At 59.7% G+C, this 16,880-nt stretch carries 14 protein-coding genes and 1 pseudogene; 10 read left to right on the plus strand and 5 right to left on the minus strand.

Annotated features, from left to right (window positions below; all coding sequences use genetic code 11):
- Nucleotides 1–91: 91 nt before the first annotated feature.
- The gene (locus ACOYW2_RS13970) at nt 92–1,504 is read right to left on the minus strand and encodes a DUF1302 family protein (RefSeq protein ID WP_482770817.1); all 1,413 of its coding nucleotides are present in this window, start codon (nt 1,502–1,504) and stop codon (nt 92–94) included.
- Nucleotides 1,504–3,792, minus strand: a complete 2,289-nt coding sequence (locus ACOYW2_RS13975) for an efflux RND transporter permease subunit (RefSeq protein ID WP_482771029.1) — start codon at nt 3,790–3,792, stop codon at nt 1,504–1,506. Before ACOYW2_RS13975 ends, ACOYW2_RS13970 begins: the two co-directional genes overlap by 1 nt.
- 545 nt (nt 3,793–4,337) lie before the next feature.
- Between ACOYW2_RS13975 and ACOYW2_RS13980 the strand changes: the two are divergent.
- The 3 genes and pseudogenes from ACOYW2_RS13980 to ACOYW2_RS13990 form a co-directional block, all read left to right on the plus strand.
- Nucleotides 4,338–4,706: pseudogene (locus ACOYW2_RS13980) on the plus strand (ABC-ATPase domain-containing protein); the annotation flags it as partial.
- A 5-nt stretch (nt 4,707–4,711) separates the two neighbouring features.
- Nucleotides 4,712–5,707 carry a P-loop domain-containing protein gene (locus ACOYW2_RS13985; protein ID WP_482770818.1) on the plus strand — a complete coding sequence of 332 codons (996 nt, stop codon included), beginning with the start codon at nt 4,712–4,714 and terminating at the stop codon, nt 5,705–5,707.
- A 396-nt stretch (nt 5,708–6,103) separates the two neighbouring features.
- On the plus strand, nt 6,104–6,550 hold the full coding sequence (locus ACOYW2_RS13990; RefSeq protein WP_482770819.1) for a methyltransferase family protein: 447 nt from the start codon (nt 6,104–6,106) through the stop codon (nt 6,548–6,550).
- A 480-nt stretch (nt 6,551–7,030) separates the two neighbouring features.
- Here ACOYW2_RS13990 and ACOYW2_RS13995 read toward each other — a convergent pair whose 3' ends face one another.
- Genes ACOYW2_RS13995 through ACOYW2_RS14005 form a run of 3 tightly spaced genes read right to left on the minus strand, consistent with a single transcriptional unit; the run spans nt 7,031 to nt 8,369 of the window.
- The gene (locus tag ACOYW2_RS13995) at nt 7,031–7,171 is read right to left on the minus strand and encodes a hypothetical protein (RefSeq protein ID WP_482423442.1); all 141 of its coding nucleotides are present in this window, start codon (nt 7,169–7,171) and stop codon (nt 7,031–7,033) included.
- Nucleotides 7,172–7,183: 12 nt separating this feature from the next.
- A complete protein-coding gene (locus tag ACOYW2_RS14000) occupies nt 7,184–7,924 on the minus strand; it encodes a tRNA nucleotidyltransferase/poly(A) polymerase-related protein (RefSeq protein ID WP_482770820.1) in 741 nt (246 codons plus the stop codon).
- Nucleotides 7,857–8,369: a hypothetical protein gene (locus tag ACOYW2_RS14005; RefSeq protein WP_482770821.1), complete on the minus strand. Its 513-nt coding sequence runs from the start codon at nt 8,367–8,369 to the stop codon at nt 7,857–7,859. The genes ACOYW2_RS14000 and ACOYW2_RS14005 overlap by 68 nt, the downstream gene beginning before the upstream one ends.
- Before the next feature lie 48 nt (nt 8,370–8,417).
- On the opposite strand from ACOYW2_RS14005, the gene ACOYW2_RS14010 reads away from it, so the two are divergent.
- From ACOYW2_RS14010 to ACOYW2_RS14040, 7 genes are all read left to right on the plus strand, one after another.
- A complete protein-coding gene (locus tag ACOYW2_RS14010) occupies nt 8,418–8,633 on the plus strand; it encodes a hypothetical protein (RefSeq protein ID WP_482770822.1) in 216 nt (71 codons plus the stop codon).
- Nucleotides 8,634–8,842: 209 nt separating this feature from the next.
- The gene (locus ACOYW2_RS14015; RefSeq protein ID WP_482423445.1) at nt 8,843–9,691 is read left to right on the plus strand and encodes a P-loop NTPase; all 849 of its coding nucleotides are present in this window, start codon (nt 8,843–8,845) and stop codon (nt 9,689–9,691) included.
- A gap of 77 nt (nt 9,692–9,768) precedes the next feature.
- Nucleotides 9,769–10,932: a deoxyguanosinetriphosphate triphosphohydrolase family protein gene (locus tag ACOYW2_RS14020; RefSeq protein WP_482770823.1), complete on the plus strand. Its 1,164-nt coding sequence runs from the start codon at nt 9,769–9,771 to the stop codon at nt 10,930–10,932.
- A gap of 7 nt (nt 10,933–10,939) precedes the next feature.
- Nucleotides 10,940–11,680, plus strand: coding sequence for a UPF0280 family protein (locus tag ACOYW2_RS14025; protein WP_482770824.1), 741 nt, complete (start codon nt 10,940–10,942; stop codon nt 11,678–11,680).
- A gap of 221 nt (nt 11,681–11,901) precedes the next feature.
- Entirely contained in the window at nt 11,902–12,303 is a 402-nt protein-coding gene (locus ACOYW2_RS14030) for a hypothetical protein (RefSeq protein ID WP_482770825.1), read from the plus strand.
- A 185-nt stretch (nt 12,304–12,488) separates the two neighbouring features.
- Nucleotides 12,489–14,840: a DNA mismatch repair protein MutS gene (gene mutS / locus ACOYW2_RS14035; RefSeq protein WP_482770826.1), complete on the plus strand. Its 2,352-nt coding sequence runs from the start codon at nt 12,489–12,491 to the stop codon at nt 14,838–14,840.
- Between the two features lie 337 nt (nt 14,841–15,177).
- Complete coding sequence (locus ACOYW2_RS14040; RefSeq protein ID WP_482770827.1) at nt 15,178–16,878, plus strand: N-acetylmuramoyl-L-alanine amidase; 1,701 nt, start codon at nt 15,178–15,180, stop codon at nt 16,876–16,878.
- The last annotated feature ends 2 nt before the right edge of the window (nt 16,879–16,880 follow it).

The following is a 16,880-nucleotide window of genomic DNA, read 5'->3' on the forward strand; positions in this document are numbered from 1 at the left end:
AGCCGGACCGTCACCTCAATGTCATAAAAACACCTGTGCCGCGCCGCCGCCCAAGCTCCGCCCGGGCCCAACACGGACACAGCCGATTGGGTTAAAATTGATACTCTAAAGTCACCATGAACAGGTCCCGGTCCCTCAGGTACCAGAACGGGGATCCCACCTCGTTCAGCTCCGGGGCAGATCCGTCATAAAACACCAGGGAGCCCTCCACCACCAGGCCGTTTTGAAAATCGTACCCCACCTTGGCCCAGGTCATCTGCCCTTCGTCCTCCCCGTCCATCACCCAGAAAAGGGAGACGGGAATCCGGCTGCTTAAAAAGCTGTCCTGGTATCGGAAGGCAAGGGTTTCGTCGTAAAACGGGTCCCCAAGGCCATTGCGGGTGTAGCCCGACCGATGAGCCTCCAGGGTCACCACCGACTCCCCCTCGTGGGCGGGGAACCAGTCCACCACCGGAAGGAACCAGTTCAGCCCGGCCGACACCGACCAGAAACCGGAGTCCACAATCTCATAGGGAAACGCCATGGCAGCCGGATTACTCGTGTCCTGGGTGACATACGCCTGCTTGTCAAAGCTCCACGCCCCTTCCGCCTGCACCACGCACTGCCCCAGGTCGGCGGAGACGTCTGCCCCCACAGAGGTGACATCCCCGTGGAAGGAGCGGGCCACCACAGACACCGGCTCCCCCGGTTCCATAATCACCCGGTCCGGTGTGATGAGGGGCTCACGGTCGGGGCCGTGGTAGGCACTCAACGAGAGATCGCAGCTGCCCACGCTCCGGGACGCCTTGATCCCCACCCCCGCATTGTCCACGCTTACATCGGGCTCTTCGTTGTCCGTACGTTTCACGGGCAGGGAGAAGTTGTCGGGATCGATGTAAAAATAGTCTCCCTCCCAGGCATTGAGCCGCCCAACGCCCATGGGCATGAAAACCGCCTCCACGGAGTAGTCCCCGATAAAGCGCAGCATGGAGACCGCAGGCACCCCCTGCAGCAGACCGTCCTCCTCTTTCAGGAAAAGTTCCCGGAGATCTTCGGGGTTGAAGTAACTGGTGGGGTTGATGAAGTCGGCGGTGCCCCAGGCAAAAACCTGATTGCCCACCCGCCAGCGGCTTGTATCCGTCTCCTTTTCCACATAAAGCTCCCGGAACGAGAGCTCGACTCCCCGCGACGACAACGTGAGGTTCCGCCTCAGGGTGGTCCCGCTGTCGCTGTAGCGGATCTCCCCGCCCGGAGAATCACTAAACACGGCATCGTTGATCCGCAGCTCAGGGGTCCCATACACTGAAAACCCCTCCCCCGCCCAGAAAAGCGCCCCCTCCAGCCTCACCTCGTTGCTGATCATGCTGTCTTCGACATAATCCGTATTGTTCAAGGGTGCCATGCTCTTGGCCCCGAGGGTCCACTCGGCCTCCACACCCTCCGGCAGCCAGGCACACACCGGAAACACCCACCCAACACACACGGCCCAGATCAGCACAACACAGGCCACAACCCTACAACACATCAGACACATCTCCCCGGGGCATCACCTTGAGCCTCGTCCCTGCACAGCGCAGGCTTTATCAGGTAAATCAACGCCGGCAGGATCAGGAGATCCCCCAGCAACGCAAAAAACATGGACAGCCCCGCCAGCGCCCCAAAGGCAATGACGGGCTTCACCGACCCGGTCATAAACACAAAATAGGCCGTGCACAGCACCATAGACGTCATCACGATGGGCTTGCCCGTATCCCCAAAGGTTTTCACCAGGGCCTCCCGGATGCAAAGCCCGGCCTCGCAATTCCGCCGAAACCAGGTGATGAAATGGATGGTATCATCCACGGCAATGCCGATGGTAACGCTTGCGATCATGATGGTGGAGGTGTCCAGGGGGATGCCGACCCACCCCATGATGCCCAGGGTGGTGCAGATGGGAAACAGGTTGGGCACCATGCTGATGAGGGCAAGAAGCGGGCTCTTGCACACAAAAAACATCATCACGAAGATCAGGACAAAGGCGGTGCCGAAGCTTCTGATCTGGCTGATCTTCAGGTTCTTGTCCATGGTGTTGTAAAGGGACGAGAGCCCTGTAAACCGATACCGGTAGTTACTTCCCAGAATCTGCCCCACCCTTGCCTCGGCAAAGGCCCGGACCTTTTCGGCATTGGCGTTGGACCCGAACCGAGAGGCAAAGGAGATGCGCGCCATCCGGTAATCAGGAGACAAGGTCCGCTCCAGCACCTCGGGGTCAGCCAGCTCGTAATAATCCAGAAGGTCTGTGCGACTCTCCGGAAGCGCCCCTTTTCCACCGTCTCCGCCGGTAAAAGCGCCATGGATCTCAGCGAAATAATCTGCCGCAGAGAACACATGGGTGTACTGCCCGGCCATATGGGCCATCACCTCCTCCGCCACCTCGGAAAGCACCTTCATGCTCTCGGGGTGGGTAAAATCACTTTCCGGGCCCACCGCCTCGATCACCATCTCAACGGGGACGGTGCCCCTGATATTGCCCTCCACAAACCGAATATCCTTTTTTACCCGGTTGCCGTCCTTGAGGTACGCGGCAAAGTCCGTATCAAACCGAAGGCGGGTCATGCCGTACCCCACCCCCGCCGCCGCCACAACAAAGACAAGCACCACCACCCCGCTGCGGGCCACCACCCAGCGGCCCAGGCGCGTCAACATCCCGATCACGGGATCCTGGGCCCCCTTGCCAAGGGGGGATCGGTCCCCATGGCGTTTTTCCACAGCCGCGCGGCACGCCATCAAAAACGCAGGCAGGACAAACACGGACATGAAAAAAGCGATCATGACGCCGACGGCGGTGAACACCCCCACGATCTTCACAGGCCTCACCGTTGTGGTCACAAAGGAGAGATAGCCCATGCCGGTGGTGAGACTGGTAAACAGACAGGGTCGCCAGAGGTTGCGGGCCGCCTCCCTCACCGCAGCCCGATGATCACGGCCGTTGCGGTTGTACAGGGTGCGGTAGTGGGAAAGGATATGGATGGAGTCGGCAATGGAGATGGCCAGAAGCACCGGTGCGATCACCACCGTCACCGTGTTGACCACCTCTCCGCACATCACCAGAAGCCCGACACCCCATAAAACAATGATCAGTATGTTCACCTGGCCGAGAAGCGACAAAGCCGCATTTCTCAGCATGAGATAAACGATGACCATGATAATCAGAAAGGTCACAGGAGTAAAGAGCATGTTGTCGCGCCTTGTCAACGCGTTGATCTCCACCTCCACACAGGGGCCTCCCGAGTACCGCAGGTGCCGCCCCCCGGAGACCGCGTCCGCTGCGGCCTGAAGGGACCGAATCGCTTTGCCTTTCTCCTCATTGGAGTCAAAGGGAAGCAGCTCCACAAGAAGGCAGGTGGTGGTGCCGTCGGCGGAGATGACCTGGCCGGTAAGGATCTCATGGGACAGTGCCATCCCCCGGGAGGCCTCCGCCACCTCGAGGGTGACCTCCCCGTCGGGCAGGACCGGGTCGAAGGAGACCGTATCCTCTTCACCCACAGCCACCTCGGCGTTTGTGAGGGAAAGCACCCGCTGCACCCCGGCATGCCGCTCCATGATATCGGTGAGGTGCCGGATAAAGGAGAGATTCTCCGGGGTGAAGATATCCGTGTCCCTGAAGACCACAGCCATCACCTCGTCGTTTCCGAACACCTCCTGAAACGCTGTGTAGTAGGCGATATCCGGGTCGTCGGCATCAAAGAACTCATTGATGTGATTGCGGAAGCTCTGGTGTGCGTAAAACCAGAGAAAGAGAGAGAGAGAGAGAGAGAGATGGCCGAATGACAGACGTTATGACAGGGAGAACGTTACAGGGTGGTACCGTGTCCCCCCTGGCCTGTCAACGGATTTATTAACAACGTTCACAGTGCAAATCAAACAGCAACCTGCGTGCGCGTTGGATCCCCCTGGGGTATCCTGACACGTAACCGAATCAGGAGAGGCCTCAGCCCGCCTCGCGGTCAATCAGGCGCCAAACAGGCCCGACAACACAACGGATCCCCCATGAAAGACGCAGACACTTCAAACCATCCTGCGCATATCCACAGCCGGATACAAAGCTTACAAAGAGCTTCAGGCACCTATGCCTTCAAGGCATTCATATCCAAAAAAACCATGTCCAGGATCCCTTTGCCGCAGCCCTCGCGCCTCCGTGTCCGTGTCCGACCCGCGACACCTCCGGTTTTTGACAACAGCTTCACCTGGAGCCGAAGCCGCAGCCGACTACCTGACCCGGCTCTTCGCCCCCGCACCGCACGGAGCACAACCAAAGGAATCCGGGTACCAGGCAAAGGGGGGGCTCATCCTCATCGAGCACCCCCAGGGATGTCCTCTCCCGCACGGCCATGTCCGTCACGGACGACCTCGAGGCCCGTTTCTTCCTCGGGCTTCCCGCCTTTGGGAGACGCATCGCCGGGCGGGACGCCATGGAGATGCTCCTCTCCGAGCTTCCGGCCATTGCCACCGAAGCTCTCTTCTTCAAAGAGAACAGACGAGCCGCCCTCACCGCCCACGTGACATGCTGCGAATGCCGATGCCCTGAGGGCACAGCTTCCAGGCCTCGGGCGGGTGGCCTTTATGGCCCCAGGGCGCCGCTCCCCCCCCCGGCAAGCGGCATCGACCCGAGGCCCCTGGGCAAAGGGACCGTTCCCTCTCTTCCCCAGGGCCTCCCTGCGCGTGCGAAGTGGGACTGCCCACGGTAACGGGCATGGGCATCCCCGAAGGGGTCGCCCCTCATCGTCGGCGGCGGGTTCCCACACAAGTGTCCACCCTGTTAAATGCCCTGGAGCTGGGGGTCTACGACCGCATCCGCCGGGAGCTGGTGATCACCCGGCCCGATGCCCTCAAGATCCGGGCCGCCGACGGCCGAAGCATCTCGGGCACCGATATTTCGCCTTTTATCAACAACCTCCCCTTCGGACGCAGCACCGCAGCCTTCCACACCCAAAACGCCAGCGGAAGCACCTCCCAGGCCGCGGGAATCTGCGAAGGGATCGAGGCTGGAGCCCGGCTCCTCCTTTTGGATGAAGACACCTCGGCCACCAACTTCATGATCCGCGATGAAAAAATGCAGCGCCTGGTGGCCTCGGAAAACGAACCCATCACCCCCTTCATTGACCGGGTCACAGAACTTCGCACGCGCCAGGGCGTCTCCACCATCCTTGTCATGGGCGGCTCCGGCGACTACTTTGCCACGGCAGACCATGTCATCCAGATGACGGACTACGCCCCGGAAGATGTCACAGCCAAAGCCCACGCCATCGCCAAAGAGCATGCCGACGGCCGCGTGAAGGAAACCACCGGCCCCCTGCGCCCCGTGGCCCAACGCACCCCGCACCCCCAAAGCATCCCCCTTGAGGAGCGACGGGGACGGGTCAAGATAACCACCTACGGACGCCACGAAATGGTCCTGGGCACCACCCGCATCACCTTTGACGACGTGGAACAGATCGTGGAAGCCTCCCAGACCCGAGCCCTTGCCCAGGCCGTGGCCATGGCCGCCCCCCTCATGGACGGCTCCCGCACCCTGGCAGACATTCTGGACCAGGTCATGGACACAGTTGAAGCAAAGGGCCTCGAATCCCTCTCCGACATCCTGAGGGGCGACCTGGCCGCCTTTCGAAAACTCGAACTGGCCGCCGTCATCAACCGCGCCCGGACATTCAAAGTCGCTGGGAAAGGCAGGCCTCCGGCAGCGAGGTGAGCCACCTCGAAAGCTGATTGCCCTTGCGCTTTGCCCTTCGTTCCTCAGGTCAAAGCGCAAGGGCCTTCGACTCGGGCTTCGCCCGATACCAAAGCTGGTGGTTTGTACAAGCTGTTTCACATATCCTTTAAGGGTCAGGGTACGCTATCGTAACTTGTCCATTATTCGGTTTAACCGCACTGCCTCCAGCAGCCAAGAGCCTCTATCTTAGTGTGGCTTAGCCACCCCTTGGAACCCAGATTCGCAAATGCTACGGGGCTTCGCCCCTTCACATTCTCCGGCGCTCGCCCGTGGGTGGCACGCCTTACGAAACCGTGCCATTCACTATTCACTATTCACCACTCACTACTCACTATGTGCAAACACTCCGCCCACAAAAGAAAGGAACCACCTAAAATGCAACTGCGAATCTGGCCTCCGGTCTGGCTCACCCTCATGGCCGGCCTGGCTTTTCTTACGGATCGGCTGCTCCCGGTCCTCAGGCTTCCGGAAAGCCCTTTTTACCTTACCGGTCCCATCTTCTGGGTGCCTGCCCTCTGGATCTTCTGGCATGCCGTCCAAAAGTTCCGGCGGGCACATACCCCCACCCACCCCTTTACCCGCCCCAGGGCGTTTGTCGTCCGGGGCCCTTACCGCCAGAGCAGGAACCCCATGTACGTGGTGGCTCTCATGACCATGACCGGCTGGTGCGCGGTCCTGGGAAACCTCGCCACCCTGCCCTTTATCTGGGCCCTTAAAGTGGTCCTGTACCGATTTGTCATTTCCGGGGAAGAAAAACTGATGGAAGAGCTGTTCGGGGAGAGCTACCGGGCCTATTGCCAAAAGGTTCCTCGGTGGGTTTAAGAAATGCGGCAAGGTTTGCCACCTTGAAAGCAGGTTTCGGATGCGTCTTGGTCATCGTTTGGACCATGACGATTTTATTGCTGACACTGTCCCAAAAACCCGGCAGCCCGTAGGGTGCACTCTGTGCACCGTGTCCAAGTTACCCAAAGTTTTGATTTTACCAAGGCGGACGAGGCATGAAGGCCTGTTTGTCAAACCCAACTTTATGATTTCAGGCAATACCTTAACCGCCGGAGTTATTCCGGTTAAAATCAAGCGAATCCCAAAGTTCTTCATCGTATTTTTAGAAGAATGAAATCGGCCTTTCCTGCAAAGACGGTTGCCAGATGTCACACATCATGCGAATGCCCAGAGAAAGATGGCATAATGGATTCCTCCATGCATTCGCCATAGGGTTTCCAGGTGCCCCCACCTGGCCGCCGGAGGCTTGCTTTCTCCACTCACGTTGACCATAAGAAGGCTGCTTTTAGCCATCCAAGGCTATGCCTGCTTCCCGGCCAACAATGCTGCTTCTTTAAGCAGGGTCTCTTTGGTGTTGAGCTCCGGGGATTCGATCACCTTGTCAAGGAGGGCCTTGAGGACCCTGCCCACGCAGGGACCCTGGGGAATGCCCCGCCCCATGGGTGGTCGGGGTCAGCCGACGGCCAGGTGGGCCAGGGAAAAGGCGCCCTGTTTTTTGGGGGAGGTTTCGGCGTACACGGCGCCCACCATCAACCGCATTTCAGCAAGGGAGTATCCGCCCCGCTTCTTTTTGTTGGCCTTGCCGTCGGCAAAGACCCCGCGCATCCAGTCCTGCCAGGGCAGGCTGCTCTCGTCCAGGTCCCGCAGGATGCGGCGCACGGCCTTGGGGGTGGAATCGGCATCGATGCGCCGCATATGATGGCGCACGATCTTGGAGACATAGGCCCGTTGCTGGTTGCTGAACCCCAGGCGCTCCAGGTATGCGTCCACCAGGGGCTCGCCCGCCTTTTCGTGACCATGGAACCGGATACCGTTCTTGCCCGTGTCCGCGCACTGTGGTTTGGCCACGTCGTGCAGGGCCATGGCAAGGCGCAGCAAGGGGAATTTTGGCGAGATGGCGTCGGTGGCCATCATCATGTGCTCCCAGACGGTCTCGTCGTGATGTATGCCCCCGTCGTGGCCCACGCTCTTTTCCATCTCGGGGAAGAGATACGGAAGAAGCCCGCCTTGCCTCAGGGTCTCGAAAAACAGGGACGGCGTCTCTCCTGCCATGGCCTTGAGGATTTCATGGTGAATCCGCTCGGAAGCCACGTCGGCCATAAGGCCTGCCTCGGCTGCCATGGCATCAAGACTCTCTTCTGCCATCTCCCCGGAAAGCTCCGCCACAAACCGCGCCGCCCTCAACAGACGCAAGGGATCCTCCCGGATTCGTTCCACAGGGTTGCCTGTAAAGCGAACGATGCGCTTCGACAGATCCCCAACCCCCGGGGTCGATGACCCGATGGGTATCCGGGCACCAGGCCATGGCATTGAAGGTAAGGTCCCGCCGAAAAAGGTCCTCTTCAAGGCTCTCCCCGCGGAACGTGGCCACCTCCACCCCATTCACAAGGACCAGGGGAAAACTGCGGCCCACCTTTTCCACCCGCGCACCGTTAAAAAGCGCCGTCACCTCCAGGGCGGAGGCGTTGGTGGCAATGTCGAGTTCACGTACGGGGCACCCCAGGAGGCAATCCCTTACAGCCCCGCCTGCCACAAGGGCCTGGAAGCCCTTATCCCTGAGACGGCCCAACACCGTCAACGCCATGGAGTGTGCCGCAAAGGCACCCGGTTCGATGGTCTTTTTATCCATAGTCAGCATCTGCACCTAAAAAAAGAAACGAAGAGTCGGCATACAACCGGAACATATATGCGGCTTGCCAAAGGCGAGCCGGAAATGGCGATAAAAAAAAGCGCCGTGAACATGACGGTCCGGCACCCTTCCTTTGTCTTTGATTTACAGGGGATCGCTCACAAATACAAGGAACACGATCAACAGAGACTAAAGAAAACAAAACAAGTTAGCCACCCCAAAACAGATCAGGTAAAAAAATATCTCGCCCATTACACCTTGAAGAAATCCTGATTTGCATTATATTGAGTCTTCCCCTGATGGACGGCAGGGGAGGCGACCCTGTTTTTACAGTCCCCACGAAACGGCGTGTGCATTCCATGTGTCGCTCGTGGAGAGTGTGAAAGCCCGGACGATCAGTCCGGTGACCTCATGACCCGCGGGCCGAACACCAGCACCACATGCAAGCCCGCAGACTGAACTCACAAGGAGTGTTGAGCACCATGATTCACGACAGTGTGGATGCGGCTAAAAAAGCCAAAGGCGGAAAAACCGATGCCGCCCAGGAACAGGAAAGAATGATCAAGGGTACCCTCTCCAAGATCAAGAACAAACTCTTTGTCATGAGCGGCAAAGGTGGTGTGGGTAAAAGCTCCATCTCCGCCAACCTCGCCGTGGGCCTTGCCGACAAGGGCTTCAAGGTAGGCCTCATGGATGTGGACCTCCACGGCCCCAGTATTGCCCAGATCATGGGCTTAAGCGAGCTCCTCGACATCAACGAAGAGCGAAAACTCATCCCCGCCCAGAAGGGTGAGAACCTCAAGGTCATCACCATGCAGTGCCTGATGCGCGAAGCTGACCAGGCCGTTATCTGGAGGGGACCGGCCAAAGCGGGCATGATCCAGCAGTTTGTCAGCCAGGTGGAGTGGGGTGATCTTGACTTCCTCGTCATCGATGCCCCTCCGGGAACCGGCGACGAGCCCCTCACCGTGGTTCAGACCATCCCTGAGTCCAAGGCCATCGTGGTCACCACGCCCCAGGAAGTGGCCCTTGCCGATGTGCGCAAGTCCATCAACTTCTGCCAGACCGTGAAGCTTGACGTGGTGGGCCTTGTGGAGAACATGGGCCCCTTCTCCTGCCCCGGCTGCAACACCAAGATCTCCCTGTTCAAGAGCGGCGGCGGCCAGACCACGGCCACCCAGATGGGCATTCCCTTCCTGGGCACCCTCCCCTTTGACCCGGAGGTGGTGGAAGCCTCGGATGCAGGCACCCCCATTTTCACCAAGAACAAGTCCAACGAATTCTCCAAAGCCCTTGACGGCGTGATCGCAAAAATCGTCAAGCAGCTGTAAAATCGACGCGTACCGGACCGGTTTGTTTCCGGGCCGGTACGCCCGCTTGTCAGCCCACACACCAACGGTTGCAACCCATGGACCCATCCGGCACCACAATCCGACGCCGTTTAGAACGCGTGGAAGAGACCCTGTCTCCCCTTGCCGCCAGGTCCACCAACGCCCTGCGCCGCCAGCCCGATTCCGCCGAGGCATCCGGCTACCGCCCCGCCTACGCCGTGGATGTGGACCGGATCATCAACTCCCAGGCCTACACCCGATACATCGACAAAACCCAGGTTTTCTCCCTGATCCAGAACGATCACCTCACCCACCGGGTGCTCCACGTGCAGCTGGCCTCCCGCATTGCGCGCACCGTGGGACGGGCCATGGGGCTCAACGAAGACCTCATTGAAGCCATCGCCCTGGGCCACGACATCGGCCACGCCCCCTTCGGCCACCAGGGGGAAAAGATCCTTTCGGAGCTTTCCAGACAGGCGGGTCTGGGTCCCTTCCGCCACAACATCCAGAGCGTCCGATGCCTTGACACCTTGGAGAAAGAGGGGAAAGGCTGGAACCTCACCCTCCAGACCCTGGACGGGATCTTCTGCCACAACGGCGAAAGCCATGACCTTCCCCTTTCCCCGGACCGGCACAAGACCTTTGCCCAGCTGGACGACGAAATGCACCGACTGGGCCAGGGCGAACGGTTTGCCCCGGCACCATTGACCCTTGAAGGGTGCGTGGTCAAATTTGCGGACACCATCAGCTACATCGGCCGGGACATCGAAGACGCCATCCGCCTGGGCATCATCAGGCGCAGCGACCTGCCCAAGCCCTGCACCCGGATTCTGGGAGAGACCAACGGCACCATCGTCTACAGCCTGGTCACCGACGTCATCACCCACAGCACCGAAGGGGAGATCCGTTACTCCGACGAGGCAGCAGAGGCCATAAAGGCCCTAAAGACATTCAACCTCAAGCGCATCTACCGAAGCCCGGCCATCAAGGCGCACCTGGGAAACCTCTCCCAGCTCTTTGCCCTGGTCTTTGACACCTGCCTGGACGACCTGCGCAGCAAGCGCAAAGGCTCCCTCATCATGGAGGGCTTTGTCCGCACCATGCCCGCGGCCTACCTGGAAACCACCCCGGCCGAAATGGTGGTCCGGGACTTTATCTCGGGCATGACCGATACCTACTTCCTGCGCCTCTGCCCGGAGGAACTCCGCCCGAAGGTCATTCATCTCACCCCGTCACCATAGAGATCCCATGAGCAACGAAAACCCCCTTTATCAAAACCGAACCTATCGCAAGCTCTGCACTCGGGAGAGCCTCACCACCTTTCGGGCCACGGTCAAGGAGACCGACCTGGCCATTTCCGCCTGCCGTGACCTCACCGCCGAAGCTGTCCGGGCCATCCTGGATGCCCGCACCCCTTTGGAGACATGGCTCGAAACCCACCCGGACTTTGCCACCTCCCTGGTCCCCGTACCGGTCACCGGCCCGGCCCCGTCCCTGGTCCGCACCATGGCCGATGCATGCCAAAAGGCAGGGGTCGGCCCCATGGCCGCCGTGGCAGGCGCCCTCTCCGAGGCTGTGGCAAGGGCCCTGCTCCCCTACTCTTCCGAGGTAATCGTTGAAAACGGCGGGGACACCTTCATTGCCGTCAAAGGAGACACCACCGTGGCCCTCCACGCAGGGGATTCCCCCTTCTCCATGAAGGTGGGCCTGGCCTTCAAGGATGTGCAAGCGCCCTTTGCCGTCTGCACCTCCTCCGGCACCGTGGGCCACTCCCTGAGCTTCGGGAATAGCGACGCCGTATGCGTAGTCTCCCCATCCGGCGCCCTGGCCGATGCGGCGGCCACGTCCATCGGGAACAGGGTTACAGGTGAAAAAGACATCGACGGGGCCGTCGAATTTGGAAAAACCATCCCCGGAGTGGAAGGGCTTGTGGTTGTGGCAGGTTCCCGTATCGGGTTCTGGGGAGCCCTGGACCTCGTGCGGCTCTGAGCCATGGCTTGCGGCCCAAAAAGCCCGCCGCCCAAGCTCTTCAGGAGAAAAAAAGGTTGAACTTTTCAATCAAAAAGTTTATGTGAATCCAACAGTATCTTTCTCGAATTGCCTGCCGATTCGCCGAACCCGTCCGCCACATTGTGCCGGACCGCGCCCCAAACGCAGGCTCAAAAAACCTGCCGACGGAAAAAAACCGGGCACGACACCAGGAGAAAACCATGAAAAAACTTAAATTTGCTCTGATATTCTTGATACTTGTCGCACTGTTTGTCGTAGCCTACCAGAATCGGGTCTTTCTGCTTGCCACAGAGGCTCTTTCCGTGGACCTCAAACTGTGGGGCTACCAGTCACCGGCCATCGCCCACGGCCTCTACTTCCTCGGTTTTTTCCTCGTGGGCTTCCTTTTGGCCTACACCTCCGGCCTCATGGCCCGTTTCCGGTCCAGCAAGATGGTCAAGGAACTCAACGCGGTCATCGATTCCCAGCAGGAGAAGATCTCCACCCTCCGCGGTGAGATGGACCTGCTGAAGCGCCGCCCCGTGGAAGCCCCCGAGCCCCAGGCAGAAGTAGCCGTTGAAGAGGCCCCCGAAGCTCTGGAATCCGAGTCCTCACAGAGCTGATTATTCGCCCAGATTTAACCAGAACCCCACGGGAAATCACCCGGCAGAAGAGGCATCGGCGTACCGTCGCCATAAAGCCTTCCGTCCCGGAGATGCCCTGTAGTAATCCGTCCCAAAGCCATGTACGCCGCGCCACTGAGCGCGGCGTTTGCTTTCGCGGGGAGCGGCACCCAAACAAGACAACCATGACGCAAAACAAACCCACACCCATGATGGCCCAGTATCTTGAGATCAAGTCCAACCACCCGGACGCGATCCTTTTTTACCGTATGGGTGACTTTTTTGAGATGTTCTTCGAAGACGCGGAAAAAGCGTCCAAAGTCCTTGAGATTGCCCTCACCTCCCGGGACAAAAAGTCCGAGAACCCCATCCCCATGTGCGGGGTCCCGGCCAAGGCAGCGGACAGTTACATTGCCCGCCTTATCAACGCCGGGCTCAAGGTGGCGGTCTGTGAACAGGTGGAGGACCCCAAGGCGGCCAAGGGACTCGTCAAACGGGACGTCACCCGTATTGTCACCCCGGGCATGATCCTGGACTCGGCCCTTCTCGATGAGAAGAGCAACAACTTCATCCTCTCCATCCACCGAAACAACGGGGCTGCCGGGCTGGCCTGCCTGGACATCTCCACCGGCACCTTTCGCCTCTGCGAGACCTCGGACCTGTCCGCCCTTTTTGATGAATCGGTGAAGCTCTCCCCCTCGGAGGTCCTGCTTCCCGAATCCCTTCGCATTGACCGGGACATGGAGCCCCTGAAAGACGCCCTGCAAACCAGCTCCTTCACCTACCTGGAAGACCGGGAGTTCGACCACAGGGGCGCCAAGAGCCGCCTGACGGATCAGTTCAACACCCGCTCTCTTGAAGGATTCGGGTGCGAAGGGCTCAAAGCCGGGGTGGGGGCCGCCGGGGCCATCCTCTCCTATGTCAGCGAAACCCAGCTCAGGAAAATCGAACACCTCGACCGCATTGAGACCTACGGCCTGGACGACTACCTTGTCATGGACGACTCCAGCCTCAGGAATCTGGAGCTCATCGCCAACTTACGGGACGGCTCCCGAAAAGGGACCCTTGTGGGCACCATCGACAAGACCGTCACCGCCATGGGGGGCCGCCTCCTCAAAAATTGGGTACGCTCGCCCCTGCTGGCACCCAAGGCCATCGAAGCGCGACTGGACGCCGTCTCCGAGGCCAAGGAGCACATGACGCGCCGCAGCCTGGCCCGGGAGGACTTAAGCGGGGTCTTTGACCTGGAGCGACTTGCCGGGCGTATCGCCATGAACCAGGGCAACGCAAGGGACCTCACCGCCCTGAAGAACTCCCTTGTGGCCCTGCCCCGCCTTCTGGAACAGCTCACGGACTTCGGCTCTGAGCTTTACCGCTTCGACGGCAACGCAGCTGGCCTTGCCGAGCTCGCCGAACTGCTCCAGCGAGCCGTCCGGGAAGACGCCCCCCTGACCCTTCAGGAGGGCGGCATCATCAAGGAAGGGTTCAACGAAGAGCTCGACGAGCTCATCCGCCTCACCACCGACGGCAAGAGCTGGATCGCCGAGCTGGAGGTGACGGAACGGGAAAAGACCGGTCTTTCTTCTCTCAAGGTGAAGTACAACAAGGTCTTCGGCTACTTCATCGAGGTCTCCAAAGCCCAGTCCGCCCAGGTGCCCGACAGCTACATCCGAAAACAGACCCTGGTCAACGCCGAGCGCTACATCACCGAAGAGCTCAAGGAGTTCGAGACCAAGGTCCTCCATGCCGAAGAGCGGCGCAGCACCCTGGAGTACCAGATATTCTGCTCCCTGCGGGATTCCGTGACCCAGAAAAACGCAGACCTTGCCTCGGCCGCGCGCTTCATCGCCCGGGTGGACGTGCTCCTGGCCCTGGCCGAGATTGCGGACCACAACGGCTACACACGACCCGCCATCACCACCGACGGCATCATCGACATCCGGGACGGACGCCACCCCGTGGTGGAAAAGATGATCACCGCCGAGCGATACGTCCCCAACTCCATCCGACTGGACAACACGGACAACCAGGTGATCCTCATCACCGGCCCCAACATGGCCGGTAAATCAACGGTCCTCCGGCAGGTGGCCCTCATCACCCTTATGGCTCAACTGGGCTCCTTTGTCCCGGCGGCAAAAGCGGTTATCAGCGTCACCGACCGCATCTTCACCCGCGTGGGCGCCCTGGACAACCTCTCCCAGGGGCAGAGCACCTTTATGGTGGAGATGGAGGAGACGGCCAACATTCTCAACAACGCCACCTCCGACAGCCTCATCATCATGGATGAAATCGGCAGGGGCACCAGCACCTACGACGGCCTCAGCATTGCCTGGGCCGTGGCCGAGTACCTCCACGACCTCTCGGGAGCCGGTGTCAAAACCCTGTTTGCCACCCATTACCATGAGTTGACGGAACTCGAAGGGCTCAAGCCCCGGGTCAAAAACTTCAACATTGCGGTGAAAGAGTGGAACGAAAACATCATTTTTTTGCGAAAACTGGTTGAAGGCGTAGTATTCAGAGAGTTATGTATCGGGTGAGGCCTTGCCGGTGTTCCCCAGACCGTCATCAAACGGGCCAAAAAAGTACTCTCCGTCATCGAAAGCGATGAAAACGGCGACCAGAAAAACCTCGGACGGCGACTGGGGGAAGGCCTCCCGGAAAAAAAGGCAAAGCCGCCCAAGAAGAGCGGGAAAGCCAGAAAAAAAGAGAGCGGATTTGTCCAGCTGGCCCTTTTCCCGTCACGGGAAAATCCGGTCCTTGAGAAACTCCGGTCGGTGGACATCAACGCCACCACCCCCTTGCAGGCCCTGGCCCTGCTCAACGAACTGAAAACCCTGTCCGAAGAGGAATCAAAGAGCTGAAGTGGGAGATCGGGTGCAGCAGACCAGAGAGATCCACAAAAAAACAGATGCCCCCATACGGTCCCTGGGCACTCCTCGGGCCGTTGCCGTGGCCTGTCTCCTGCTCTTGTTTCTTTTGCCGATGCTGTTTGCCGCCCCCCTGGCCGGGGCGGCCCCACGGGACGAGGCAAAAAAAGCATACCACGCTGCAGAATCCTATCACCGCAAACTCCTGAAGACCCCCTCCTGGAAAAACAGGCGTGATAAATGGGAAACCTGCGCCAACAAATACCTCGACGCCTGGCGAAAGGACACCCGAGGGCCCTGGGCCCCGGCAGGCCTCTACCAGGCCGGCAAACTCTACATTGAACTGGAAAAATACTCCGGCAAGCGCTCCGACCTCGAACGCGCCCGGAGCCTCCTGACCCAGGCGAGGGCCTTCAGCTCCAGCCGCTACAGCCATGAGGCCACCAAGCTCCTGAGGCGCCTTCCCAAACCCGCGGCCAGACCGGCCAAACCCAAGGCCCCGCCCGTTTCCGTCAAGGCCTCCGAGACACGGAAAGCCAACAAACCCGTGGTTTCGCCTGCCCCTCAAAAAGCCACCGACGGCGCCGTCACCCACATCCGCTACGGCTCCCTTCCCTCACGCACCCGCATCGTGCTGGACACCAAGGGGTCCCTGGCCTTTACCCACGGCATGCTGCGTCACGACCCGAAAAACAAGCGCCCCAAGCGCATCTGGATCGATATCAAGGGGCACGCGGAGAAAAAGCTGGAAACGAGCATCACCCTTCCCAACGATCCCAGGGTCAAACAGGTCCGTTCCGGCCTTTTCAAACCCGGCACTGTCCGGGTGGTGGTGGACGCGGTTAATTTCAGCCACTACAAGGTGTTCTCCCTGAAAAAGCCGGACCGCATTGTGGTGGACATCTGGAGCAGCAAACCCTCGACCCCTGCCCCCTCGCCACGGGCACCGAGAAAAGATCCAGGGGATCTCATCACCCCCGACGACCTGGCGCGCCAGCTGGCCCTGGGCGTCCGGCGTATCGTCATCGACGCCGGTCACGGCGGCAAGGACCACGGAGCCCCGGGGTATTACAAGGGGGTTGCCGAAAAGGACATTGTCCTGTCCCTTGCCAAACGCCTGGCCGTGAAGCTCCGCAAGGAGCTCAAATGCGAGGTGATCCTCACACGGAGCACCGACCGTTACCTGAGCCTGGACGAACGCACCACCTTTGCCAACCGCAAGCGGGCCGACCTGTTCATCTCCATCCACGCCAACGCCTCCCGAAACAGAAAGGCCTACGGGGTGGAGACCTATTTCCTCAACCTGGCCAAGGACCGGGCCTCCATCAACGTGGCCGCCCGGGAAAACGCCACCAGTGAAAAAAACATCAGCGACCTGCACACCATCTTGAACAGCCTGATGAAAAACGCCAAGATCAACGAATCCAGCAGGCTCGCCCAGTACGTCCAGAGTTCCCTGGTTGCCAACCTCAAGGGAAGTTACAGCAACATCAAAAACAAAGGCGTCAAGCAGGCTCCGTTTTATGTGCTCCTGGGTGCCCGCATGCCGGCCATCCTTGTGGAGACAGGCTTTATCAGCAACAAACGGGAGTGCAAGCGCCTTGGCAACTCCGCCTATCAGGAAAAAATCTGCGACGGCATCGTCAAGGGAGTCAAGCGCTACATCGAGTCCACCCACCCCTCGTCTTTAGCCCGCAAAGGGCAATAAAT

The sequence above is a fragment of the Desulfoluna sp. CLI2B genome, from assembly GCF_056847375.1.

Bases quoted from the DNA above. Each gene is read 5' to 3' on its own strand.
- ACOYW2_RS13985 (WP_482770818.1), top strand. From the start codon at position 4,712: ATGGGCATCCCCGAAGGGGTCGCCCCTCATCGTCGGCGGCGGGTTCCC.
- ACOYW2_RS13970 (WP_482770817.1), bottom strand. From the start codon at position 1,504: ATGTGTTGTAGGGTTGTGGCCTGTGTTGTGCTGATCTGGGCCGTGTGT.
- ACOYW2_RS13995 (WP_482423442.1), bottom strand. From the start codon at position 7,171: ATGGGGCGGGGCATTCCCCAGGGTCCCTGCGTGGGCAGGGTCCTCAAG.
- ACOYW2_RS14025 (WP_482770824.1), top strand. From the start codon at position 10,940: ATGAGCAACGAAAACCCCCTTTATCAAAACCGAACCTATCGCAAGCTC.
- ACOYW2_RS14010 (WP_482770822.1), top strand. From the start codon at position 8,418: ATGCGGCTTGCCAAAGGCGAGCCGGAAATGGCGATAAAAAAAAGCGCC.
- mutS (WP_482770826.1), top strand. From the start codon at position 12,489: ATGACGCAAAACAAACCCACACCCATGATGGCCCAGTATCTTGAGATC.
- ACOYW2_RS14020 (WP_482770823.1), top strand. From the start codon at position 9,769: ATGGACCCATCCGGCACCACAATCCGACGCCGTTTAGAACGCGTGGAA.
- ACOYW2_RS14005 (WP_482770821.1), bottom strand. From the start codon at position 8,369: ATGCTGACTATGGATAAAAAGACCATCGAACCGGGTGCCTTTGCGGCA.
- ACOYW2_RS14030 (WP_482770825.1), top strand. From the start codon at position 11,902: ATGAAAAAACTTAAATTTGCTCTGATATTCTTGATACTTGTCGCACTG.
- ACOYW2_RS13990 (WP_482770819.1), top strand. From the start codon at position 6,104: ATGCAACTGCGAATCTGGCCTCCGGTCTGGCTCACCCTCATGGCCGGC.
- ACOYW2_RS14015 (WP_482423445.1), top strand. From the start codon at position 8,843: ATGATTCACGACAGTGTGGATGCGGCTAAAAAAGCCAAAGGCGGAAAA.